Origin of the sequence: Pseudomonas sp. GL-R-19 (assembly GCF_019956375.1) — a bacterium.
GTDB lineage: Bacteria > Pseudomonadota > Gammaproteobacteria > Pseudomonadales > Pseudomonadaceae > Aquipseudomonas.
Map to the genome: position 1 here is coordinate 212,053 of NZ_JAHBDJ010000044.1, position 24,359 is coordinate 236,411.

20 protein-coding genes are annotated in these 24,359 nt (G+C 56.2%); 8 read left to right on the forward strand and 12 right to left on the reverse strand.

The genetic code is table 11. The features are described from left to right. Positions 1-2 precede the first annotated feature (2 nt). From KGA83_RS21790 to KGA83_RS21825, 8 genes are all read left to right on the forward strand, one after another. Positions 3-821 (forward strand): YfaP family protein, encoded by an 819-nt coding sequence (locus tag KGA83_RS21790; protein WP_223530890.1) that lies wholly within the window; start codon positions 3-5, stop codon positions 819-821. Between the two features lie 147 nt (positions 822-968). Next, positions 969-1,982: a YhcG family protein gene (locus KGA83_RS21795; protein ID WP_223530891.1), complete on the forward strand. Its 1,014-nt coding sequence runs from the start codon at positions 969-971 to the stop codon at positions 1,980-1,982. A gap of 418 nt (positions 1,983-2,400) precedes the next feature. Then, positions 2,401-4,134: a type I restriction-modification system subunit M gene (locus KGA83_RS21800; protein ID WP_223530893.1), complete on the forward strand. Its 1,734-nt coding sequence runs from the start codon at positions 2,401-2,403 to the stop codon at positions 4,132-4,134. Then, positions 4,124-5,461: a restriction endonuclease subunit S gene (locus KGA83_RS21805; protein WP_223530894.1), complete on the forward strand. Its 1,338-nt coding sequence runs from the start codon at positions 4,124-4,126 to the stop codon at positions 5,459-5,461. Before KGA83_RS21800 ends, KGA83_RS21805 begins: the two co-directional genes overlap by 11 nt. Further along, entirely contained in the window at positions 5,458-6,510 is a 1,053-nt protein-coding gene (locus tag KGA83_RS21810) for a YhcG family protein (protein ID WP_223530896.1), read from the forward strand. Before KGA83_RS21805 ends, KGA83_RS21810 begins: the two co-directional genes overlap by 4 nt. Then, positions 6,507-9,629: a type I restriction endonuclease subunit R gene (locus tag KGA83_RS21815; protein ID WP_223530898.1), complete on the forward strand. Its 3,123-nt coding sequence runs from the start codon at positions 6,507-6,509 to the stop codon at positions 9,627-9,629. The genes KGA83_RS21810 and KGA83_RS21815 overlap by 4 nt, the downstream gene beginning before the upstream one ends. A 643-nt stretch (positions 9,630-10,272) precedes the next feature. Continuing rightward, positions 10,273-10,857, forward strand: a complete 585-nt coding sequence (locus KGA83_RS21820; protein WP_223530900.1) for a restriction endonuclease subunit S — start codon at positions 10,273-10,275, stop codon at positions 10,855-10,857. Beyond that, positions 10,854-12,236, forward strand: coding sequence for a class I SAM-dependent DNA methyltransferase (locus KGA83_RS21825; RefSeq protein ID WP_223530902.1), 1,383 nt, complete (start codon positions 10,854-10,856; stop codon positions 12,234-12,236). The genes KGA83_RS21820 and KGA83_RS21825 overlap by 4 nt, the downstream gene beginning before the upstream one ends. A gap of 114 nt (positions 12,237-12,350) precedes the next feature. Here KGA83_RS21825 and KGA83_RS21830 read toward each other — a convergent pair whose 3' ends face one another. The 12 genes from KGA83_RS21830 to eat form a co-directional block, all read right to left on the reverse strand. Continuing rightward, positions 12,351-12,626 (reverse strand): hypothetical protein, encoded by a 276-nt coding sequence (locus KGA83_RS21830; protein ID WP_223530904.1) that lies wholly within the window; start codon positions 12,624-12,626, stop codon positions 12,351-12,353. Further along, a complete protein-coding gene (locus tag KGA83_RS21835; RefSeq protein WP_223530926.1) occupies positions 12,623-13,603 on the reverse strand; it encodes an integrase domain-containing protein in 981 nt (326 codons plus the stop codon). Before KGA83_RS21835 ends, KGA83_RS21830 begins: the two co-directional genes overlap by 4 nt. Then, complete coding sequence (locus KGA83_RS21840) at positions 13,581-13,976, reverse strand: hypothetical protein (RefSeq protein WP_223530905.1); 396 nt, start codon at positions 13,974-13,976, stop codon at positions 13,581-13,583. The genes KGA83_RS21835 and KGA83_RS21840 overlap by 23 nt, the downstream gene beginning before the upstream one ends. Positions 13,977-14,991: 1,015 nt before the next feature. Beyond that, entirely contained in the window at positions 14,992-16,221 is a 1,230-nt protein-coding gene (locus KGA83_RS21845) for a tyrosine-type recombinase/integrase (protein WP_223530907.1), read from the reverse strand. Between the two features lie 429 nt (positions 16,222-16,650). Further along, on the reverse strand, positions 16,651-17,397 hold the full coding sequence (locus KGA83_RS21850; RefSeq protein WP_108216316.1) for a S24 family peptidase: 747 nt from the start codon (positions 17,395-17,397) through the stop codon (positions 16,651-16,653). Positions 17,398-17,626: 229 nt separating this feature from the next. After that, complete coding sequence (ppa, locus tag KGA83_RS21855) at positions 17,627-18,154, reverse strand: inorganic diphosphatase (protein WP_007990564.1); 528 nt, start codon at positions 18,152-18,154, stop codon at positions 17,627-17,629. A 113-nt stretch (positions 18,155-18,267) separates the two neighbouring features. Then, the gene (locus KGA83_RS21860; protein ID WP_108216317.1) at positions 18,268-19,080 is read right to left on the reverse strand and encodes a zinc-dependent peptidase; all 813 of its coding nucleotides are present in this window, start codon (positions 19,078-19,080) and stop codon (positions 18,268-18,270) included. A gap of 4 nt (positions 19,081-19,084) precedes the next feature. Next, entirely contained in the window at positions 19,085-19,741 is a 657-nt protein-coding gene (locus KGA83_RS21865; RefSeq protein ID WP_108216318.1) for a DedA family protein, read from the reverse strand. A gap of 226 nt (positions 19,742-19,967) precedes the next feature. Next, complete coding sequence (locus KGA83_RS21870) at positions 19,968-20,429, reverse strand: GNAT family N-acetyltransferase (protein ID WP_108216319.1); 462 nt, start codon at positions 20,427-20,429, stop codon at positions 19,968-19,970. Positions 20,430-20,543: 114 nt separating this feature from the next. Next, positions 20,544-21,368: an ethanolamine ammonia-lyase subunit EutC gene (eutC, locus tag KGA83_RS21875; protein WP_108216320.1), complete on the reverse strand. Its 825-nt coding sequence runs from the start codon at positions 21,366-21,368 to the stop codon at positions 20,544-20,546. An 8-nt stretch (positions 21,369-21,376) separates the two neighbouring features. Next, a complete protein-coding gene (locus KGA83_RS21880; protein WP_108216321.1) occupies positions 21,377-22,771 on the reverse strand; it encodes an ethanolamine ammonia-lyase subunit EutB in 1,395 nt (464 codons plus the stop codon). Positions 22,772-22,968: 197 nt separating this feature from the next. Further along, positions 22,969-24,342 carry an ethanolamine permease gene (eat, locus tag KGA83_RS21885; RefSeq protein ID WP_108216322.1) on the reverse strand — a complete coding sequence of 458 codons (1,374 nt, stop codon included), beginning with the start codon at positions 24,340-24,342 and terminating at the stop codon, positions 22,969-22,971. Positions 24,343-24,359: the final 17 nt, after the last annotated feature.

The window sequence follows — 24,359 nt, forward strand, 5'->3', positions numbered from 1 at the left end:
CCATGACACGCCGTTATCCACAGGTCTTGCTGTTGCTCTGTTCGCTGGTGGCCTTGCCATCAGTGATGGCGGCTGACAGCGTCAAACTCGACACCCCCGCCGGCGGTTGGCGCACCGGCGCGCCTGAGGGCGAAGGGGAAAACTTCCGGCAGACCGTCAACTACCCGGCCTCGTCGGTGAATACCTCGACAGGGCAGGCCAACACCGCTCGCATCAGCGGGCAAATCAAAGCCACAGCCAAATCCAAATCCCCAGATCCTGGCCGGCTGATCGTCAACGGGGTGAGCATGCCGCTGAAAATCGACCCGGCCGGCCGCTTCGATCGCCCGTTCTCGTTCCCCAACGGCAGCAACAGCGTCGAGGTTCGCAGCCCTGATGGCCAACAACGTCACCGCACGCAGTTTCTCAACAGCAGCGGCGGTGCGACCCCGGCCAAATTGCGCGTTTTGCTGTCCTGGGACAGCGACAACACCGATCTCGACTTGCACCTGATCACCCCCGACGGCGCGCACATCTGGTACGGCGACCGCGTCGCCTCCAACGGCGCTGCGCTCGACGTCGATGTCACCACCGGCTACGGCCCGGAAATCTTCGCCATGCCCGCACCGATCAAGGGGCAATATCTGGTCTACGTGAACTACTTTGGCGGCGGCTACAGCAGTGATGAAGAGGGGCAGGAAGACGTGGTGCAAGCGTTGACCACCGCGCAAGTGACGGTGATTACCGAAGAAGGCACGCCGAGCGAGAAGATGGAAACTTTCCTGGTGCCGATGCGTGCGGTGGGGGAGTTGACGTTGGTGAAGTCGTTCAGCTATCCGTGAGGTTGAGGTGCAACTTGCGCAGGCTTTGCACACGGCGAGGTGGAGGCTTATTAGTGTTGTTTCATGCAGAAATACATTGTGTTTGTTCCTGCGTCAGTATCAGGAGTAATTGAGAGGGCCCTCCAACCGACATGGAAATGCCCTGACGTGAATGATCTTCCTGGCAATACCTCGCTCGATTCTGCTTTCAGCGAAATTACCCAACTGATTGTGACCGCGCGACAACGCGCCATGCAGGCGGTCAACACTGAGCTGATTGAGCTGCACTGGCAGGTTGGGGCCTACATCAGTCGCAAAACTGAAGCGGCGGAGTGGGGTGATGGGGTGGTGGCACAACTGGCTCAGCACCTGGCCTATACGCAGCCTGGATTACGGGGGTTCACCCGTGCGAATCTTTTTCGCATGCGCAAGTTTTACGAGGCTTATAGGCATGACGCAAAAGTCGCAGCACTGCTGCGACTTTTGCCCTGGACCCAGAATCTGATCATCCTCAACCAGAGCAAACGCCCGGAGGAAGGAGAGTTTTACCTGCGCATGGCAATCCAGGAGAAGTGGTCGAGCCGCGAACTGGAGCGGCAGTTCAAGGCGGCTCTGTTTGAGCGTTCAGTGGTCAGCCCGGCAAAAGTCTCAGCACCGCTGCGACAAATTCATCCCCAGGCCCTGGACGTGTTCAAGGATGCCTACGTGATTGAGTTTCTGGCTCTGGAGCGTGGTCATGCAGAAACAGATTTGCATGGAGGCCTATTGCATAAGCTCAGGGACTTTCTGATTGAACTGGGCAGGGACTTCTGCTTTGTGGGTTCGCAATATCCGTTGCAGGTAGGTGGGCGTGACTTTGCGCTGGATCTGTTGTTTTTTCACCGTGGGCTGAACTGCCTGGTGGCGATCGAACTCAAGGTCGGGCGCTTTGAGCCGGAATACCTGGGGAAGATGGATTTTTATCTTGAAGCGTTGGACCGCAATGTCCGCAAGCCACACGAAAACCCGGCGCTCGGCGTATTGTTGTGCGCAAGCAAAGAGGACAAAATCGTCGAGTACGCCCTGAACCGCTCACTGTCGCCCGCATTGATCGCTGAGTACCACACGCAATTGCCGGACAAGAAACTGTTGCAAGCCAAGCTGCAGGAGTTTTATGCGCTGAATACCGAAGGGGTTGGGTGATCTTTGTCGTGAATCACTTTCTTTCAGGCATTAAAAAGCCGGCTTGTGGTTAGCTTTTTATCGATCTATGTTTTTGAAAAACAATGAGTTAGGTGTTTTTAAAAACGCTTTGATCCCCCATTTGATCCCCCACATTTTTGTGGTTTTTACACGGCATATGACCGGCTTTTTTTGTGGTTCAGTCAACGGTTTTTCACGTGAGGCTGAGCGCAAATTATGACACCCAACCTGCGGGTTCGTCAGTCGTTGCTATGCGTGGCAAGCTGGCTCGCAAAATAGTGCGCGGCCTCCTGATCCGTACAAGTCAGACGAAACACTAGCGACCCGTTATCATGCTGGCTGTCTTCACCCGGACATCTGTGGTCGGGTTTTCATTTTTTACCGCGCAATTCATCTGCGTCGAATGTAGGAATACTCCATGTCGGATCAAAAGGGTGTCGAGCACGCTGCCAGCAGCTTGGCCGAACAGGTGCTTAACGAGGCTCGCGCCCGTTATGCGCCGAGCGAAACCCCAGCTACCGCAGAAGCTGAGCCGCTTAAGAAAAAGCCAGGGCGCACGGCCACTGCTACCCCAACCAGTAGCACCCTGCAGGACCTGCAAAAAACGCTATGGGCCACCGCGGATAAGATGCGCGCCAATATGGACGCCGCCGAGTATAAGCACATCGTTCTCGGTCTGATCTTCCTCAAGTACATCTCAGATAGCTTCGCCGGCCGTCGCGCCGAGCTGAAACGTCGTTTTGCCGATGACAACGACGACTACTATCTGGGCAGTGAGGACGCCGAACTGCTGGCCAGCGAGTTGGAAGAGCGCGACTACTACAAAGAAGTGAATGTGTTCTGGGTACCGGAAGTGGCCCGCTGGGAGTCGCTACGCGCCGCTGCCAAGCAAGTGGACATCGGCAAGCGCATCGACGAGGCTCTGGCTGCGATCGAGGCGGAAAACTCCAGTCTGAAAAACATTCTCGACAAGCGCTACGCCCGCGCCCAGCTACCCGACGGCAAGCTCGGTGAGCTGGTCGACTTGATCTCGACCATCGGCTTCGGTGGCGACGCCAACCAAGCCCGCGACCTGCTCGGCCAGGTCTATGAGTACTTCCTCGGCCAATTCGCCAGTGCCGAAGGCAAGAAAGGCGGGCAGTTCTACACCCCGGCCAGCATCGTCAAAACCCTGGTGGCGGTACTCAACCCACACCACGGTAAGGTCTACGACCCTTGCTGCGGCTCGGGTGGCATGTTCGTGCAGTCGGAAAAATTCATCGAAGCCCACGGCGGTAAACTCGGCGACGTCTCCATCTATGGCCAAGAGTCCAACCCGACCACCTGGCGCCTGGCGGCGATGAACCTGGCCATCCGCGGCATCGATTTCAACCTCGGCCGTGAGCCGGCCGACACCTTTATCCGCAACCAACACTCGGATCTGCGAGCTGACTTCGTCCTGGCCAACCCTCCGTTCAATATCAGCGACTGGTGGCACGGTAGCCTCGAAGGCGACCCGCGCTGGGTCTACGGCACCCCGCCGCAAGGCAATGCCAACTACGCCTGGCTGCAACATATGTTGTTTCATCTCAAGTCCAGCGGCCGCGCCGGTATCGTTCTGGCCAACGGCTCGATGAGCTCCAGCCAGAACAGTGAAGGCGATATCCGCAAGGCGATGGTTGAGGCCGATGTGGTGGAAGTGATGGTCGCGTTACCTGGCCAACTGTTCTTCAACACCCAGATCCCCGCCTGCCTGTGGTTTTTGGCCAAGCAGAAGGTCACTCGCCCCGGCGAAGTGTTGTTTATCGATGCGCGCAAGCTTGGTAGTAACGTCAGCCGGGTGCAGATCGAACTGCTCGACAGCGACATCGAACGCATTGCGCAGACCGTCGCCAATTGGCGCGGGGTGCCGCTGGATGTGGGTGGAGAGATTGCTGAATATGCCGATATCCCTGGCTTCTGCCGCAGTGTCAGACTTGCCGAAATCGCCGAGCATGGCCACGTCCTAACACCGGGTCGCTATGTCGGTGCCGAAGCGGTGGAGGATGATGACGAAGCCTTTGCCGAGAAGATGCAAAACCTTACCTCCTTGTTGGGCGAGCAGATTGCCAAAGGTACGGAGCTAGACCAGTTGATTCGCCAGAAGTTGGGAGGGATGGGGTATGAGCTTTGACCTTCCTTCTCTTCCACAGGGCTGGAGCTACGTTCCTCTTGAACAATTGGCTCAAAAAAACTCCGTAACCTACGGTGTCGTACAACCTGGTACGCACGTTGAGCATGGTGTTCCTATCGTTCGAGTGAACAATTTCAAAGAGGGCCGTGTCGAGCTATCAGAGCTCATGCGAATTGATCCCGAGATTGAAAAAAAATACGGTCGAACTCGATTGCAAGGTGGAGAGGTTCTGCTCACTGTTGTTGGTAGCGTTGGCCAAGTAGCTGTAGTTTCGGAGGCACTCAAAGGCTTCAACGTAGCTAGAGCTGTGGCAGTAATCCACCCACAACAACAGGTCGACCCTAATTGGCTTGCCCTTTGTCTTAGATCACCGTTGTCCCAGCATTTGCTTGGTAGCCGAGCGAATACAACCGTTCAGACAACCATCAATCTGAAAGACCTACGGGCGCTTCCGGTTCCCGTGGCTCCTGAGTATGAGCGTGGAAAGATAATTGAACTGATTGGCTCCCTCGACGACCGTATCACGCTACTCCGCGAAACCAACGTTACCCTGGAAGCCATCGCCCAAGCGCTATTCAAATCCTGGTTCGTCGATTTCAACCCAGTGCGTGCTAAAGCTGAAGGCCTTGAGCCGGAAGGCATGGATGCCGCTATCGCGGTACTGTTTCCCGACAGTTTTGAAGGGTCCGAGCTGGGGTTGGCGCCAAAGGGATGGGCGACACGACCTATCTACGAAATGGCCTCTTACATCAACGGAGCAGCTTACAAAGCATTTGAGCCCAATGCGGAGCGTCGCGGTCTTCCGATCATCAAGATTGCGGAGCTCAAAGCTGGTGTTACCTCTCAAACGGCTTTTTCAGACATTGTCATGCCGGATAAGTACCTAATTAGGACAGGGGACATACTTTTCTCGTGGTCAGGTAATCCAGATACATCCATCGACACGTTCGTCTGGGGGCATGATCCAGCATTGCTTAATCAGCACATTTTTCGTGTTTTGCCACATGCTTCCAATGAGCGCTCATTTGTTCTTCAAACGCTCAGGAACCTAAGGCCAATATTTGCTGAGCTCGCGCGGAACAAACAAACAACAGGACTTGGTCATGTAACCGTGGCCGACTTGAAACGACTCCATGTTATTAATCCACCGGGGTCGGTGATTGAGCAGTTCAATAATTTTGCCGAAACGATTCATCAGATGATTTTTGGTAATGAACAACAAGCCCAAACCCTCACCCAACTCCGCGACACCCTGCTGCCGCGCCTGATCTCCGGCCAGCTGCGTCTGCCGGAGGCCGAGGTGACGGTCGAGGAGTTTTGCGCATGAGCAAGGAAACGATTCCCGCATTACCGGAGGGGTATGCCGACTGGCTGGTTCAGCTTAAGGTCGATATTACTCAGGCCCGGCAGCGGGCTGCGTTGGCAGTCAATGCCGAATTGGTGCAGTTGTATCACCGTATCGGGGCTGAAATCAGGCAACGTCAGCAAGCTCAAGGTTGGGGAGCGAAAGTGATTGATCGCCTAGCACGCGACCTTTCCGAAGCCTTTCCCGATATCCGGGGTTTTTCCGGCCGAAACCTCAAGTACATGGCTTTTTTTGCACAACATTGCCCCGGTGGTCTATTTGGGCAGCAGCCTGCTGCCCAATTGCCCTGGTTCCACGTGGTGACCTTGCTGACCAAACTGGACAGTCCTGCCGAACGCGAGTGGTATGCGCAACACACTGTCCTGCATGGCTGGTCACGCAGTACGCTGGAGCAGAACATCAAGTACCGCTTGCAACAGCGCCAAGGCTCAGCTGTGACCAACTTTGTCGCCCGCCTGCCGGCGGCTGAATCGGCCTTGGCCCAAGAAACCCTGAAGGATCCCTACCTGTTCGATTTTCTAGGTCTGGGCGACGATGCCCACGAGCGCGACATCGAAGATGGGCTGATCCGTCATATCACCCGTTTCCTGCTGGAGTTAGGTGCAGGTTTTGCCTTTGTCGGTCGGCAGTATCGTCTTGAAGTCGGTGGTGATGAGTTCTTCATCGACCTGCTGTTCTATCACACTCGCCTCAAGTGCTATGTGGTCGTGGAGCTCAAGGCTACAGCCTTCAAACCTGAACACGCTGGTCAGTTGAATTTTTACCTGGCGGCGGTGGATGCACAGATCAAGGCTGATGACGACAAGCCCACTATCGGTCTGCTGTTGTGTAAACAGCAAAATCGCCTGGTGGCCGAGTACGCGTTGTCGGGTATTGACAAGCCTATTGGCGTCGCCGAATACCAACTATTGCGTGATTTGCCCGAAAGTCTGGGAAGAAATCTGCCGAGCATTGCCGAGATCGAGGCGGAGCTGGCCGATGAACTGAATACAGGAAGTGAAGTGGAATGACCGAAGACCAACTGGAACAGGAAACTCTCGGCTGGCTGGCAGAGGTGGGCTACACCCACCTATATGGGCCGAATATCGCTCATGATGGCGAATGCCCTGAGCGCGACCACTACCGTCAGGTGGTCCTGGTCGGGCGCCTGCGCAGTGCCATGGCCAAGCTCAATCCCAAGGCACCGCTGGCCGCGCGCGAAGATGCGCTCAAGCAGGTGCTCGAGCTGGGCCTGCCGATACAGCTATCGGCTAACCGCCTGTTCCATCGCCTGTTGGTCAGTGGCGTACCCGTGCAGTACCAAAAAGAGGGTGAAACCCGCGGCGACTTCGTCCGTCTGATCGACTGGGCCGAAGTGAAGGCTAACGACTGGCTGGCGATCAATCAGTTCAGCATCCAAGGGCCGAAACACACCCGGCGTCCGGACATCATCCTGTTCGTCAACGGCCTGCCGTTGGTGTTGCTGGAGCTGAAAAATCCGGCAGATGTGAAGGCCGACTTAGGCAAAGCCTTCGACCAGATTCAGACCTACAAGGAACAGATTCCGGATCTGTTCCAGTACAACGAAATTCTGGTGATTTCCGATGGCAGCGAAGCCCGCATGGGCTCATTGTCGGCCGATGCCGAACGCTTCATGAACTGGCGCACCATCGACGGCGAGGATCTCGACCCGCTGGGTCAATTCAACGAACTGGAGACCCTGGTACACGGTGCTTTGGCGCCGGAAATGCTGCTCGATTACCTCCGCTACTTCGTGTTGTTCGAGGATGACGGCCGGCTGGTAAAGAAAATTGCCGGCTATCACCAATTTCACGCCGTACGCGCCGCGATTCAGCAGGTGGTCACCGCCTCGCGTCCCGGTGGCACCCATAAGGGCGGAGTGGTCTGGCACACCCAGGGCTCGGGCAAAAGCATCACCATGACCTGTTTCGCCGCTCGGGTAATGCAGGAAGCGGCGATGGAGAACCCAACCATCGTGGTGATCACTGATCGCAACGACCTGGACGGCCAATTGTTCGGGGTGTTCTCGCTGTCCCAGGATCTACTGCGCGAACAGCCAGTCCAAGTGGACTCACGTGGCGATTTGCGCACCAAGCTGGCCAACCGGCCCAGTGGCGGTATTGTGTTCGCCACTATCCAGAAGTTCATGCCCGGGGTTGATGAAGACAGCTTCCCGGTACTGTCTCTACGCGCAAACATCGTTGTCATCGCCGACGAAGCCCATCGCACTCAATATGGCTTCAATGCCGAGTTGAAAGTGCCAACCGGCCTTCAAGTGGCCGAAAGCCAGGCCCGTTACCAGGTAGGTTATGCCCAACACCTGCGCAATGCGCTGCCGAACGCCACTTTTGTGGCTTTTACGGGCACCCCGGTGTCCAGCGAGGATCGCGACACCCGCTCGGTCTTCGGTGAATACATTCACGTCTATGACATGCAACAGGCCACCGAAGATGGCGCGACCGTCGCTATCTACTACGAGTCGCGCCTGGCCAAGCTGTCGTTGAAAGATAGTGAGCTACCCACGATCGACGATCAGGTCGATGAACTGGCCGAGGATGAAGAGGACGACCAACAGTCGCGCCTGAAAAGCCGTTGGGCTGCACTGGAGAAAGTAGTCGGGGCCGAGCCGCGGATTCAAAGCGTGGCGGCCGACCTAATCACGCACTTCGAGGAGCGTAATCAAGGGCTGGTGAGTATGGGGCAGATGCCCGGCAAGGCCATGGTAGTGGCCATGAGCCGAGAGATCTGTGTGCACCTGTACAACGAGATCGTCGCTCGGCGTCCGGAGTGGCACGACGAAGACCCGGAGAAAGGCGCGATCAAGATCGTCATGACCGGTAGTGCCTCGGACAAGGCCTTGCTGCGGCCGCACATCTATTCTGGGCAGGTCAAAAAACGCCTGGAAAAGCGCTTCAAGGATCCGTTCGATCCGCTCAAGCTGGTGATCGTCCGCGATATGTGGCTGACCGGCTTTGATGCGCCTTGCGTCCACACCCTGTACGTGGACAAGCCAATGAAGGGCCATAACCTGATGCAGGCCATTGCTCGGGTTAACCGTGTCTTTAAGGACAAGCAAGGCGGCCTGGTGGTGGACTACATCGGTATCGCCAATGAGCTGAAAGCAGCGCTCAAGGAGTACACCGGCAGCAAGGGCAAAGGGCGGCCGACCGTGGATGCCCATGAAGCCTATTCGGTGCTGGAGGAGAAGCTCGACGTCCTGCGCAGCCTGCTACATGGCTTTGATTACACCGATTTCCTCACCGGCGGACACAAGCTCCTGGCCGGGGCAGCCAACCATGTGTTGGGTCTGGAAGATGGCAAAAAGCGCTTTGCGGACACCGCGCTGGCCATGAGCAAGGCCTTCACCCTGTGCTGCACCTTGGATGAAGCTAAGGCCGTACGTGAGGAAGTGGCGTTCTTCCAAGCGATCAAGGTGATCTTGATTAAGCGTGAAGTCAGTCAGCAGAAAAAGACCGACGAAGAGCGCGAATTGGCTATTCGCCAGATCATCGGCAATGCCGTGGTCTCGGGCGACGTGGTGGACATCTTCGAGGCGGTGGGCTTGGACAAGCCCAATATTGGCCTGCTCGACGACGCGTTTCTCGCCGAGGTTCGCAATCTTCCAGAGAAAAACCTGGCGGTAGAACTGTTGGAGCGTTTGCTCGAAGGCGAAATCAAGAGCCGTTACAGCTCCAATCTGGCCCAAGAGAAGAAGTTCTCCGAGCTACTGGCCAATGTGATCAAACGCTACCAAAACCGCTCTATCGAAACCGCCCAGGTCATCGAAGAGCTGATCGAAATGGCCAAGAAGTTCGCTGCGGCCAGCAAGCGCGGTGACGTGCTCGGGCTCAACGATGATGAGTTAGCGTTTTACGATGCTTTGGCGACTAACGAAGCTTCCGTGCGGGAGTTGGGTGATGAAATCCTGGCGAAAATTGCCCATGAATTGACCGCCAGTTTGCGGGCAAATGTCAGTGTCGATTGGAGCAGCCGTGAAAGCGTGAGGGCTAAGCTACGGATCCTGGTGCGACGGATTCTGCGTAAGTACAAGTATCCGCCGGATAAAGCAGAGGATGCAGCGCAGATGATTCTTGACCAGGCATCGAAGCTTTGTGAGGGGTGGCTCTAACAGGAGCTAAAAACGAAGAGGTTAATATGTACCAAGTAGGAATGATGTGTCCGCTCCCATTCGTGAGGTAAGGTGGACTGGCTTGAAAATTAAAGGTCTGCTTGCCGTGCCAGATCCGAATCGCAAGACGAACGGTGGCACGTTCAGATGTCGAATCAGGAATTTTTTTGCGAGCTAGGCTTGCGGGACTCTCCTGCCCATGCCCTTACGAAGTACACCGAGCGAACACTCATTGTCTTCTTCGATGGAGTCTATGAGATGGTAACTATCTAAGAACACGGGGTTGTGAGGGTTTTCCAACGACAAACCGACAGCTTGAACGCGGGTAACACACCCCTTAGGCATGAGGCTTTTGCTTCGAGCCTAGAAAATCATGTGCAGTACTGCTAATACTGTTGACCGGGATCCTAGCCAAAGGTATATTGCTCCACATCGAGAGTAGTACCGCCGGTACTGCAGTGATGTCTTAAGGGGCAACAATGAAAAATGCGAAGCTCTTTGGTGTGATTATACCTTGGTTGTGTCTGCTTCAGAACTTCAGCGTCTACTACGAGCACACGGTACCGGGTACCGGGGCAGGCTCCACGACGTACATTGGGGTAAACTCTCACTTAGAACAACCAATGAAAGCGGGTAGACATCATTGAATATTAAAAAGCTATCCGAAATGATGGAGGTCCGCGCAGGTCATACCTTTAGAGGTAAGGCAGAGGACGGCAGTCGCAACGACGGGTATAAAGTAGTCCAGATAAAAGATATTCGCGAAGGTGGCGTTGACTTTTCTGTTCTTCCCTTTGCCGCGGTAGAGCCAGGTAAAGCAAAAAATATATTGCGCTCTGATGATATTCTCATCCCCCTTCGTGGGAATCGAATAGAAGCCGTTCTTCTTGAGCTACCTAGTGATCTATCTGTTATCACTACAAATCAAGTAGCTATTCTGAGTGCGCCAAGGACAGGTGTTAAATCGGCCTATATATGTTGGTATCTTAACTCTAGCGAGGGGCATTCGCAAATATCGCGCCTTAAAGTAGGTAGCGTTATATCAAATATAGGGTTAAAAGACCTGTCAGATCTCTTGGTGCCATTGCCAAACCTCGACACCCAGACAAAAATAGCTAAAGCTTACAAGAACTGGATATGCCAAAAACAAATCCTAGAGTCACTAACAAGAAACGGCGAAGAAATCCTAGGCGCCTTCTGTACTCAACTTTTGAGAGAAGACTCATGAGTAAAATTGATCACTCATTCATAAGCACGATCATATCGGAGCTTCGCTCAAATACCAATCTTGACGTTCAAGAATACAAAGATTTTTTTGTTAGCGTTTTTTTTGTTTTTTTCATGTCGTCTCATCGACGTGATCTCATAAAAGATATCGATTCAAACTTTTTAGAGTCACTGTCTACGACGCATGGCGACAATTTTTTTTCTAAGCTTCTATTAACTGCTGAACAGGTTGATATTTTTTATAAAAGTGAGCTGGGTCTCAGAGAAACCATAGAGCACCTGATAACGCGTGGGGGAAAGGTAAATGCTATCGATTTCAGACAAGCTTGTATCAAGCTCTACGACGTAGTTTCAAGAAGTGAATTCCCTGCTGTCGCTGGCGATTGCTTTGAAAAAATTATTCAGGACTTTTCAGAGACACAAGGAAAGAGGGCTGGGGAGGCCTATACTCCCCGTGAGTTAGTGGAAATGATGGTGGAAATCGTCGAGCCAAGGGGAGGGGAAAGTGTATACGACCCCACCTGTGGATCCGGTGGTTTCTTAATTTCTGCCAATATCAAAGCGCTAAACTCTAAAGTCCATACTCCAGTTAAAATCCACGGTAGAGAGATAAATTTATCAGCTGCGCGGATTGCGAAAATAAATTGCATTGTGCATGGAATTGCTGATGGCGATATTCGTATATCAGACTCCCTCCAAAGTTTAGAAGTTTCTGCATACGACATAGTGCTTGCTAATCCGCCTTTTTCGCTTGTTACAGATAGCTACCAGAGAAGTACTGCCTGCTCATATTTAGATTTCGGTGTGCCCCCTCCAAGCAATGCTGACTTCGCTTTTTTGCAAATGATTATAAAGTCTCTTAAGCCGGGTGGGCGCGCTGCCGTGCTGATTCCCAATGGTGTTCTTTTTCGAAGTGGTGTGGAAGAGGGCATTAGGACTAGAATTATACAGGCCGGAATAATTGAAGCGGTAATTTCTCTGCCTAGTGGAATGCTAAAATATACTGGGATACCAACAGCTATCTTAGTGTTAAGAAAGCCAGGGGCTGCAAATAAACCTGTTTTATTAATTGATGCGGCTGAAGCGAAAAGTCATGTGGATGCTAGTCTGTCCGTCCCACTAAAATCTCTATTTTGCTCGGCCCTTAAAATATATAAAAACTTCGAGGAAGTCGAAGGTGTCTCAAAACTCATAACGACGGATGAGCTGGAACGCAACAGCTATATCTTAAATATTTCAAGGTACATGCTCACTCAGCAAGTGCAAAAAATGTCGCTTCCCGATCTGACTAAAAAGCAGAGAGAGTTGGAGGTTCGCTTGGCAGAGCTGCAAAGGGAGTTCAGTGAGTTATTGGCTGAGAACGAAATTAAAACTTACTAGCCATTGAGACCATACATTGAGCTCCGCGATTATTTAACTATGGGTCTAAAGTTAAATGGCTCGTAGCGTGAGCCCTAGCTCCCTGGTTTTCTCATAGTTACAACTGGTCGAGAGTTAGATCAGTACTCCGCGCCCTTTTCTTAATCGCTTCCAGACTAATAGGGCTGTGAGTCGATAGTAATACCGGGTGGCGTCCGAATGAGTTTTCAGGTGCTGAGTAAGAAACCAGCGCACATGCTTGAGCTGCCAGGTCCAGGGATTATCTCGCTGCCATCGTTGTTGAATGGCTGCTTGCATAATTCGGGCTTGCCGTAGGTGGCGTTGTTGCGTGGCCTTCGAGCCGGTCAGTGCACCGCTCAGGAACAGTGTCATATCGAAGGGCTTGGTCACGCTCGACCTCCAATGTAGGCCGACACCACATCGATCCGGTTATGCCCGAGCTCACGGCTGATCTGTTGGCGCGCCTGTTGATCCAGGTCGCGGTCAAGGCGATAGCAGTGACCACCATTGACCGGTGCGGCGTGGCCAGTGAGCTGCTCGTAACGCTCGCAGGCGTAGGCCGCTCGCAGTTCATGAAAGCCTTTCAGCCCTTGTTCATGCAACGTTTCGCGGGCGGGGAGCACGGTCTGTTGCAGGAACGCGGCGTAGCTTTCGTCTCGGGCCAGCAAGTTGCGGCTGCGGGGCGGCGACGCATGACGAGCCACCTGCAGCGCCGCCTTCACCACTTCATTGGCCACAACCCATCGCGGCGCTGATGCCCCTGAACGGCCGCCTTTGGTGCCGTCCTGGATGTTGATGCGGCCTAAGTGTTCGGCTTCGCGTTGCAGTCGTGGCAGGTCAGCCAGGATCGCTTCGCGCAGGCGCATACCGGTTGTTCGGGCCAACAGGACAATCGCGGCCACCCGCTCGTGTTGCTGTTCGCCAAGCGCCTCGAGTACTCGCCGCACCCGTTGGTGGTCTTGGCCATCCGGCGCGCGGGTGCGTACGCTCGAGCGCTGCAGTCCTAACGCCTGGCTCGGGCTGGCGATCCTCACGTCCTGATCACCGCGCAGCGCAGCGAGGGTGCGGTTGACGCTGCTCAGGCGGTTCTGCGCGGTCGCGATGCAGAGTTCACCTTGCTGGATCTGCTGGCGCAGATACGCGGCGTAGTCTTGCAGTGTCCGGCGATCGATCTGGCGCGCATCGTTGTAACCGGGGCCGTCCTCTGACCGACACCAGCGCACGAACGCTTGCCAGCGATCGCTATGCGCTTTGACCGTGGCGAAGTGGCCGCCGGCAAACAGATCCTTGAGCGCCTGTGGGCCGGCGTAGCTCAGCTGACGACCGTAGCCAAAGTTGCGACCATCACGCCGACCGACTAGAGCCATCATCATCACCGTTTTCGTTTGTTTGCAGAAAGCGCAGCAGGGCTTTCCAGTGCGGGCTGAGCCGGTCCACCTGCTGCCAGTGTGTCGGGCGGATCAGAAGGGCGTTCTCCTGGTGTTGCAGCAGTGCCCCTTCTTCGCGCAGTTGCTCGATCAGCAGGGCGAGGTTGGCAGGCTCAAATGGTGGTGTGGCGACAGCGGCGACAGTGGCGACAACCCGCGTCGTTTCTGGCCTGGCGCGTGGCGACAGGGTGGCGACAGAAGCGGCGACACGCCGCGATTCTGGTTGCGGCTGATATTGCGCTTGGCAGGGCAGTGGCGCCTGCTGGTATTCCAGCAATGGTTGTGGTGGCTCGAACGTTTCGCACAGTTGCATCGCCATTCTCCTGGGATTATCGACTTCGTCCTCACTCATCCCGCCACGGTTGTTGAGTGTTGTCAGGGATCAAGGCCCCTGCGACCTGTGAGGGTTGTCCACTAACGCGGGACTGGCGGCTCCTTACGACCGGGAGCTTGGGCATCTCATGATCTGGCCTCCTGAGCACTTTCGAAGAAGTGGGCGGGTGGAGGCTGCACCGGCTGACGAGACCGGTGCCGCGAGATCCTGAGTCGGGTGAAGGCAGTGAGGCGATGACCGGGGCATGCCTGACTGTCAGTCAGGTGCAATCCATTCCTTGGGCTGCGGCACCATCATCGGCATCGCTGTGGCGAGTGAACATTCGGTGTTTGTCACGCCGATTGTCACGAGGGGGAAAGCCGCAAAGGCCCGTGCGAGCAGGGCTGCAGCAATGTGATATGCGCCCGTCTCTTTAGGGGGCAAAGAGACGGGCAACAGGTTGGCGCAAGAAATGGCCAAGCGGATAAGTTGCTGCAGAGCAGCCAGGAGAAGGCCTGAGTTGCCGCAGTGGGCAAAGCTGAGAAGTAGGCATCCATCACATCGCTATGACCGTGCGAGCCGCCGGACGCTAATCGCACTTGGGGGAGAACCACCACAATGTGGCGTAGCCTCAAAGGTTCTGGCTACCTGGGTGCTGTCGAGGACAGCGCTGGTACGGTTCTGGTTTAGCGCTCGTTCTGCTCGCGGTCAATCGTATTTTGGGGGCGGATCTTGCGCTAATCGGTAGTGCTGGAAGACCTTGGAAGTCGGTGGCATTCCATGGCCGAGTGGTCGTTCGTCGGTTTTTATTGTGAGCCCATGCGAGTGGGAATGCGGAGCCTTCCCGCTCGCGTGGGCTTGGCCGAGAAAGCCCCAAGAGAGAGGCTTGCAGCGGCGACAGTCGCCACCTCTGTCGCCATGCTGCAGGCCAGGTATTACGCGGGTTGTCGCCGGTGTCGCCACTGTCGCCAGCCGGGCGGATGTGGTTATCCACACCGATTAGGTCACCAAAAATTCAAGTGTCCGCATCACCTGGCTTTTGCTTGGGCGGCGATGTGGCATATTTCGCCCAAGCGTTCATCAGCTCTCTTCGCTTGTCGAAAAAGTCTGATCGGGAATACGCGCCTTCAGTTTCCCCTCGCTCGTCGTGAGCGAGGGCTAGCTCACAGATTTCTCGTGGGAAGGCGGTGGTTTCTCCGGCCCAGTCTCGGAATGTTGAGCGGAAACCATGGCGAGTGATGTGCTCATAGCCCAATTCGTGCAGCAGACTACGAATGCCGTTGGCGTGCATCACACCGCTCAGGCCGTTACCAGGAAAGAGGTAGGGGCTTCGTACTCGAATTCGTGGCAGGTTTTTCACTAGCTCGACGACCTCAGGTGCGAGAGGGATGGCGAACGGCTCACGCGTTTTCATCCGCTCCGCAGGCAATGACCATCGACCTGACTCCAGATCGAACTCGTCCCATTGGGCAAATCTCACCATGTGGCTACGGGCGCCGGTAAGAATCAAAAATTGAGCGGCTACCGATACAGCTGTGGGGAGGTTACGTAGTGCCTGCATGAGATCAGGTAGTTCCTGCCACGCGAGAGCAGGGTGGTGAACACGCTTGCGGGCTTTCTTCTTCTCATTACGGCTGAGTAAGTTTTCCAGGTGGCCGCGCCAGCGAGCAGGATTTTCACCGACCCGCAGCCCTCTCGATCTGGCAGCATCCAAAATCTGCTCAATTTGCCCGCGCACTTCATCCGCCGTGCGTGTTTTCGTCGACCAGATCGGTTGCAAAGTTTTGAGGACCTGCTTGGTCTCGATTTCATCTGCTGAAAGTTTCCCTAAATAGGGAAAGGCATAGAGTTCCAGCTTACGAAGCCAACCTTTGCGCCACTTCTCCGACCAACTGGAGCCGTGGGCATCACGGTAGTCATTAGCTAGCGTTTCGAAGGTAATCTGCTTCGCTTGTTCGCGGCGTTCAGCTTCTTTCTGAGCGGTCTGCTCCGCTTGTCGCTTGGCGAGTGGGTCATCGCCTTTCAGGACTTGGATGCGATTTTCGAATGCTGCAGCACGTGCTTTTTTCAAATCGAGACTTGGATACCCGCCAAGACCCATTTCCCTGCGTCTGCCATGAAGCTGAAACCTCAGCACCCAATTTTTCCGGCCAGTGGAGGTCACGACCAAGCGCAGTCCATCACCGTCTTCATAGGTGCCGGGTTCGGTCAGATTTTCGACAAGTTTTGCGGTCAGCTTTCCCATGATTTTCGCTCTCCAATCCCCCATTTGATCCCCCACTTTGTCGTGGAAGCTGGTGGATTAAAAAAGAAGTCACAGGAACAAAAATAGGCTGAAGCCCTTGATCTAGCAAGGCTATAGAGGGTTTTAGAAGATGAGAATAGATTTCAATAGAGCATTAAAAAGCCGGCTTGTGGCCGGCTTCTCGGGGACTGGCTTGGATCATTTTTGGTAAACCGCGCCAGCCTTCAAAACGTACACCCGGATCTTGCGTCCGGCTGTGGGACCTGGTGAGAAAGTCATCTGTCAGGTCAGTGCATCTGGGCCGCAGGGCGGGTCGATGCGTAAATGTGGGGCGCAGCATACGCAGGTTTGAGGGGAATTCCCAGCGGGAAGTGCCGGGCAGAGCCGTTTGGCCGCCCGGGTGGGCGGCCGATGGGCGTTCTGGAGCGCTTAAAGAAACGGTACCGTCGGCCGTCGTTTGTTCAGGGTCGACCACCAGAACACCCAGCCCAGCACCCTGATGTTCTGCTCTTCGATTTGGGCGGATCTGAAGATTTCATCCGGGTATTCGGCGCGGTTGTGGCTGCGCAGTCGCAGGGAGTTGCCCGGTAGTCGGTGCAGGTACTTGATGCGCAGCATGCCGTCATGTTCGATGGCGTAGATCTCGCCATCGACAATTTGGGTCAGGCCACGGTCAATCGCCAGGGTCGAACCGTCTTCGATTTTTTCCCCCATGCTATTGCCGCTCATAAGGGCGCAGATGGCATCGGCGTGGTTGATTTCCAGGGAGTCGAGGTGGCTGCGGGGCAGGCGGATGGATTGCTCGGGGTCTTCTATGACGTGGGTTTTGTTGGAGCCCGGGGCGGTGACAGCTTCTTTGAGGAATGGCAGTTCGACGTCGACAGGCTCGATGACCGTGTAGACACCGCGGATGGTCTGGGCATCGAAGGTGTTGCCGGAGTCTTCGAGCAGGCGCAGGTGTGGGGCGTCTTTCGAGCCTTCGCCGGTTTTCAGCCAGTCGCTGCTGACGGAGAGTTTTCTGGCGACTTCTTCCATGCAATGGGCGGGCACACCGCGGGTGTACCAGTTATGTACATTTTGCGGAGCCGTATCCAGGAAATCGGCAAATCCTGTGGTCGTGATGCTCGCTGCTTCGAGGAGTGCTTTAAAGCGTGGGCCGCTAGTGTTCTTTTTCATGAACGCGAGTCTACTGGCGGCTGGTAAGGGTTTGAATAAACGCCTCGTTCAAATTTCGCGGGAAATTTACGACGGGATGTAAGACGATCTTGGGGAATTTTAAACAAGTAAAAACCAGGATCGAGCAGGGTTAAACGTTGTGTTTGGCGTGCTTATCAAGCGCCCACAAAAAACCCCGGATCTCCCGGGGTTTTTCTTGCCGCTTGCAGCTGAAAGCCTGCAGCCGGGCTTAGCCTTTGTAGGCAGCAACCGACTTGGTGATCGCTTCGCGGGCGGCGTCTGCGCCGGCCCAGCCTTCGATCTTCACCCATTTGCCTTTTTCGAGATCTTTGTAGTTCGCGAAGAAGTGCTCGATCTGCTGGATCAGCAGTGCTGGCAGGTCGGTGTATTCCTTCACGTCGACGTACAGCTGGGACAGCTTGTCGTGTGGGACTGCGATGACTTTGGCATCGCCGCCGCCGTCGTCGGTCATGTTCAGGATGCCGACCGGACGAGCGCGGATCACCGAACCTGGAGCAACCGGGTAAGGGGTTACAACCAGCACGTCGAGGGGATCACCGTCGTCAGCCAGGGTGTTCGGGATGTAACCGTAGTTGGCCGGGTAGAACATTGGGGTGGCCATGAAACGGTCAACGAACAGGCAATCGCTGTCTTTGTCGATTTCGTATTTGATCGGCGCGTGGTTGGCCGGAATCTCGATCGCGACGTAGATGTCGTTCGGCAGGTCTTTGCCAGCCGGAATCTTGCTGTAGCTCATTGGGCGTTGCCCCCGTTAGTTGACCAGAAATACTTGGCCGGATTGACCAAAAAGTGGCGGCGATTATAGGCATATTCCTGGATCGACGCCACGCACCAGAAGTCGTATGGCGCTCACTGGTGTGCCTGATAGACAGGGTCATGCGCCTTTAGTTGCTTCAATCTCGCCAGCGGGTCCTGGCGATAGAACAACTTCAGTTGCTGGTACACCTGTGGATAAGCCTTGTGCAGCAAATCCGGGGCGCTGAAGAAGTATTCGCTGGTGACGGCGAAGAACTCGGCAGGGTTTTCGGCGGCATACGGGTCGATGGCCGTTTCGGCATGGGGATTGCGATCCAGTTGCCGGTCGAGGTCGTCGTAGGCCTTTTGCATGACGCTGGCCCAGTCGCTGACCCGCATGTCTGGGTGCAACGGCGGCAGGCCGTTGGCGACGCCGTTGAGCATGTCCAGTTTGTGCGCCAGTTCGTGGATGACCAGGTTGTAGCCTTCCCAGCCTCCGCTGGCCATTACGCCCGGCCAGGCAAGGATGATCGGGCCTTGCTGCCACGCTTCACCGCTGTGCTCGCCCACCCATTCGTGCTCGACGCCGCCGACATCGCGATGGCGCTGGGGGCTGAGGAAGTCGTCGGGGTAGAGAATGATTTCGTGGAAGCCCTGATACCAGTTCAGGTCGCCGAGGTGCAGCAGCGGCAATTGTGCCTGGGCAGCGAGCAGCAAGCGTTGCTCCTGATGCAGTTCGACGCCGGGCAGGGCAGTTAGATGCTTGTCTTCGAGGAACAGCACGCAGGCTTCGCGCAGCCATTGGTCTTCGGCGGCACTGATGCCATCGAGAAAACTCAGGTGATGGCGCACCCGTTGCCACATGTCATCGGCAATCGGGTGCTTTGCCAGGGTGCGTCGGCGACGCCAGGCGCTCAGGGACCACATCGTGTCATCGCGATTCGGCTTTGGAACTCGAACCTGCAAGGCGGTTACGCACCATGCCAATGATCATCGGCACCAACGACAACAGGATGATGCCGACTACCAGCAGCGACAGATTCTTCTTGATGAACGGCACGTTGCCGAAGAAGTAACCGAGGGTCACCAGCCCGCCGACCCACAGGACAGTGCCGAAGACACTGAAGGCGAAGAAGCGCGGATAAGGCATTTTCCCCACACCGGCGACGAACGGTGCAAAGGTGCGGATGATTGGCAGGAAACGCGCCAGGGTCACGGTTTTACCGCCATGCTTGTCGTAGAAGTCGTGGGTTTGTTGCAGGTAGTCGCGGCGGAAGATCTTCGAGTCCGGATTGCTGAACAGTTTTTCACCCGCCGTTCGTCCGATGATGTAGTTGGTGCTGTCGCCCAGAATCGCTGCCAGCATCAGCAGGCCGCCGAGCAGTACCGGGTCCATGCCGCCACCGGCCGCCACGGCGCCAGCGATGAACAGCAGGGAGTCGCCCGGCAGGAAGGGCATGACCACCAGACCGGTTTCACAGAAGATCACCATAAACAGGATGGCGTAGATCCATGCCCCGTAGTTGGTTACAAGCATGTCGAGGTAGACGTCGAGATGCAGGACAATATCGATCGGGTTGAAATCCATGGAAAGCACCTGTGGTGATGGCCCGACTCAGCAGGCCTGTGCGGATGACTTCGCGTAAGACTACGGATAAGGGTAGTTTTTCTTACAAGCCGGGGGAGTTTGGGATTATACGAGGCGAGAGGTGAAAATCGCGTCGAGATTGTAGCGGGGAATGTCACGACAAGACCGATGGTTTGATACCGCACCTGTGGGAGCGAGCCGGCTCGCTCCCACAGGTTCAGGTGATTCAGAGTTCGTCGCTGATCGGCAGCACATAGTTCTTGAATTCGGTGTCTTCCTTGAATCCGATGGACTCGTAGGTTTTCTGCGCGACTTCGTTGTTGCTGCTGGTGGAAACACGCATGCGCACGGCATTGGTTTCCTTGGCCATTTTTTTTGCGGTGCGGATCAGGTTGTCGGCCACCAACTGGCGGCGGGCGTCCTCGACGACATAAATATCGTTGAGGATCCACACGCGTTTGAGCGAAAGCGAGGAGAAACTCGGGTATAGCTGGCAGAAACCCATCAGTCTGTTGCTGTCGTCATCGGACAGCGCGAGGTAGATTACCGACTCCTTGCGACGCAGGCGCTTTTCGAGGAACGCTCGGGACGAGTCCGGATACGGCAGGGAACCATAAAACTCGCGATATTTGACGAACAACGGGGTCAGCAGGTCCAGGTGTTCGAGGGTCGCTTGAATAATCCGCATGGTAGGTCTCGTCTTCAAGTGGCTGTCTTACGTCTCTGACGGCGATGGGAAACCCTTGGCGGCCGTGCCACGATCCTGCCTGAAACTGGTACGAATGTGCAATGCGCAAGCGGTTCAGGCATTCGGCGGGCCGAGCAGGAAATTACCTTTCATGTCGGCTTGCGCGTCCGACTCCAGTGTCTGAACCTGTGCTTCATCCTTCAGATTGACCCCTGACAACTGCCGGCGGCAGGCTTCGCGCATCAAGTACAGCAAACGGTGTGCCGCCATGCCGTAACTCAGGCCCTCGAGCCGTACATTGGAGATGCAATTACGGTAGGCATCGGTAAGACCGACCTTGGGATTGTAGGTGAAATATAAACCCAGGCTGTCCGGGGAGCTGAGGCCAGGGCGTTCGCCGATGAGGATCACGGTCATTTTCGCTCCGAGCAATTCACCGATTTCGTCAGCGACCGCCACACGCCCCTGTTCCACCAAAATCACCGGGGCTACCGTCCAGCCTTCCGCCGTAATCTGTTCTTCGAGGCGTGCCAGAAAGGGCAGGGTATGGCGATGAACGGCCAGTGCCGACAGGCCGTCGGCGATCACTATCACCAAATCGACCCCGCCAGGATGCGCCGAAGCGTATTCACGCAAGGTCGTTGCCGATGCGTCACTCAATTTTCGACCCAAGTCCGGGCGTTGCAGATAACTGTTGCGGTCGATCGCTGCACTGTGCAGCAAAAGGCTTTCGTGTCCGCGTTCGGCCAGTTGTGAGCTGAGTGCCGCGTGTTCGAACGGCAAGTGCACCGCATCCCGCGCCTGAGCGTGGGCGTATTGGAAGTCCAGTTGTGCACGGGTGGGAATGCTGGTGCCGGTGCGGCCCAAGGCAATTCGCGCCGGTGTCAGGCGTCGCAGTTCCAGCCATGGGTTGTGGGGATCGAAGGGTAGTTTATCCATGTCAGTTCTCATCCCAGTTGCGCCAAGGCCTGGCGAAAGGCCGGCGGCAGGCTGTTGCCAAACAGAACCCGGCCGTCCGCCTGGGTGAAGATGCCCATTTTCGCCAGCCACTGCTCGAACTCAGGCGCGGGCTTCAACCCCAGGGTCTGCCGGGCGTAGAGCGCATCGTGGAACGAGGTGGTCTGGTAGTTGAGCATGATGTCGTCGGAGCCGGGGATACCCATGATGAAGTTGATCCCGGCGACGCCCAGCAGGGTCAGCAGGGTGTCCATATCGTCCTGGTCGGCTTCGGCGTGGTTGGTGTAGCAGATGTCGCAACCCATGGGCACGCCCAAAAGCTTGCCGCAGAAGTGATCTTCCAGGCCGGCGCGGATGATCTGTTTGCCGTTGTACAGGTATTCCGGGCCGATGAAACCGACGACGGTGTTGACCAGAAACGGGTTGAAATGCCGCGCGACGGCGTAGGCCCGGGTTTCGCAGGTTTGTTGATCGACGCCATGGTGGGCGTTGGCCGACAGGGCGCTGCCCTGACCGGTTTCGAAGTACATCAGGTTCTGGCCCAGCGTACCGCGATTCAGACTCAAGCCGGCGTCATAACCTTCCCTCAAAATACCCAGGTTAATGCCGAAACTGGCGTTGGCCGCTTCGGTGCCGGCGATCGACTGGAACACCAGATCCAGCGGGACGCCGCGATTGACCGCTTCGATTGACGTGGTGACATGGGTCAGCACGCAAGCCTGGGTCGGGATTTCGTAGCGCTGGATGATCGCGTCGAGCATCTCCAGCATGGCGCAAATCGAGGCGATGCTGTCGGTGGCGGGGTTGATGCCGATCATTGCGTCGCCATTACCGTGCAGCAGACCGTCGAGAATGCTTGCGGCGATGCCGGCCGGTTCGTCGGTGGGGTGGTTCGGTTGCAGGCGTGTGGACAATCGACCGCGCAGGCCCAGGGTGCCGCGAAACTGTGTAACCACGCGGATTTTTTGCGCCACCAGCACCAGATCCTGCACACGCATGATCTTCGATACCGCGGCAACCATTTCCGGAGTCAGGCCGGGGGCCAGGGCGCGCAGGACCTGCTCGTCGGCGGCATCGCTGAGCAGCCAGTCGCGAAAGCCGCCGACGGTCAGGTGACTGACGACGGCGAAGGCTTGTTTGTCGTGGGTGTCGATGATCAGACGGGTGACTTCATCGGCTTCGTAGGGGATCAGTGCTTCCTGCAGGAAGTGGCTTAGCGGCGTGTCGGCCAAAGCCATCTGTGCCGCGACACGCTCGCCGTCATTAAGGGCTGCGACGCCGGCCAGAAAATCTCCGGAGCGTGCCGGGCTGGCCTTGGCCATCACTTCCTTGAGGCTGTCGAAGCGGTAAGTCTGGGCGCCGACGGTATGGGCGAATGCGGCCATGGGGCGGTGTCCTCCTGTTATGTACAAGTCTTCAGTTCACGACCGACCCTTGTGGGAGCGAGCCTGCTCGCGATGCGGGCGACTCGGTCTGGTATGTACTCTGCGGTGATGCAATCGCGAGCAGGCTCGCTCCCACAGGGAATCGGTGTGCACTTTGATAAGGCAGGCACCGGCAAAGAATCCCGGCGCCGGTGCATTCATATGCCTTCGAGCATAGCGTCTGCCGGTGCCTCGGAGCGTTGCTTGGCGGTCAACTGGAAGTACAGGTAACCGGCAGCCATGAAACCCAGGAAAACCAGGCCGATCAAGGTGTTGAACCAGGCCATCGCCACCAGGCACACCACCGCCAGAAACAGCGCGATCCCCGGTACGATCGGATAACCCGGAGCGCGGAAGGTGCGTTCCAGGTTCGGTTCGGTCTTACGCAGCTTGAACAGGCTCAGCATACTGATGATGTACATCACGATGGCGCCGAATACCGACATGGTGATCATCGCCGCTGTCAGGGTCATGCCTTGCAGATTGACCAGGCCATCGCTGTAGATCGCCGCGATGCCGATCACACCGCCGGCCAGAATCGCCCGATGGGGCGTCTGGAAACGCGAGAGCTTGGCCAGCCCTTTGGGCAGGTAACCGGCGCGAGCCAGGGCGAAGAACTGCCGTGAATAGCCAAGAATGATCCCGTGAAAGCTCGCCACCAGGCCGAACAGGCCGATCCATACCAGCATGTGCATCCAGGTCGAATTGTTGCCGACCACGGCTTTCATCGCCTGAGGCAACGGATCGTTGATGTTCGACAGTTGACGCCAGTCGCCGACACCACCGGCCATCACCATCACGCCAATGGCCAGGAACACCAGGGTCAAAATGCCGCTGACGTAGGCTTTGGGGATGGTGCGTTTCGGGTCCTTGGCTTCTTCGGCGGCCATGGCTGCGCCTTCGATCGCGAGAAAGAACCAGATCGCGAAGGGAATGGCGGCGAAAATGCCGGGAATCGAGCCCATCGTGAATTCATTCGCGCCCGACCAGCCATTGAGCACAAAGTTGCTGAAGCTGAAGCCCGGGGCGACCACGCCCATGAACACCAGCAGCTCAGCGACCGCCAGCACCGTGACCACCAACTCGAAGGTGGCTGCGATGCTGACGCCAAGGATGTTCAGGCCCATGAACACGAAATAGGCGCCAACGGCGGCGATCTTCGGGTCCAGTTCCGGGTATTGCACGTTGAGGTAGGCGCCGATGGCCATGGCGATGGCCGGTGGTGCAAAGACGAATTCGATCAGGGTGGCGATGCCGGCGATCAATCCGCCTTTCTCACCAAAGGCCCGGCGGCTGTAGGCAAATGGCCCGCCAGCGTGGGGAATCGCAGTCGTCAGTTCGGTGAAGCTGAAAATGAAGCAGGTGTACATCGTCGCCACCATCAGTGCGGTGACGAGAAAACCCAGTGTGCCTGCGGTGCCCCAGCCGTAACTCCAGCCGAAGTACTCGCCGGAAATCACCAGGCCGACGGCAATGCCCCATAGATGCAGGGTGCCGAGTGTGGGTTTGAGCTGTGTGGAAGAAGTAGTCATAAGTCCTCTCTAGTTTT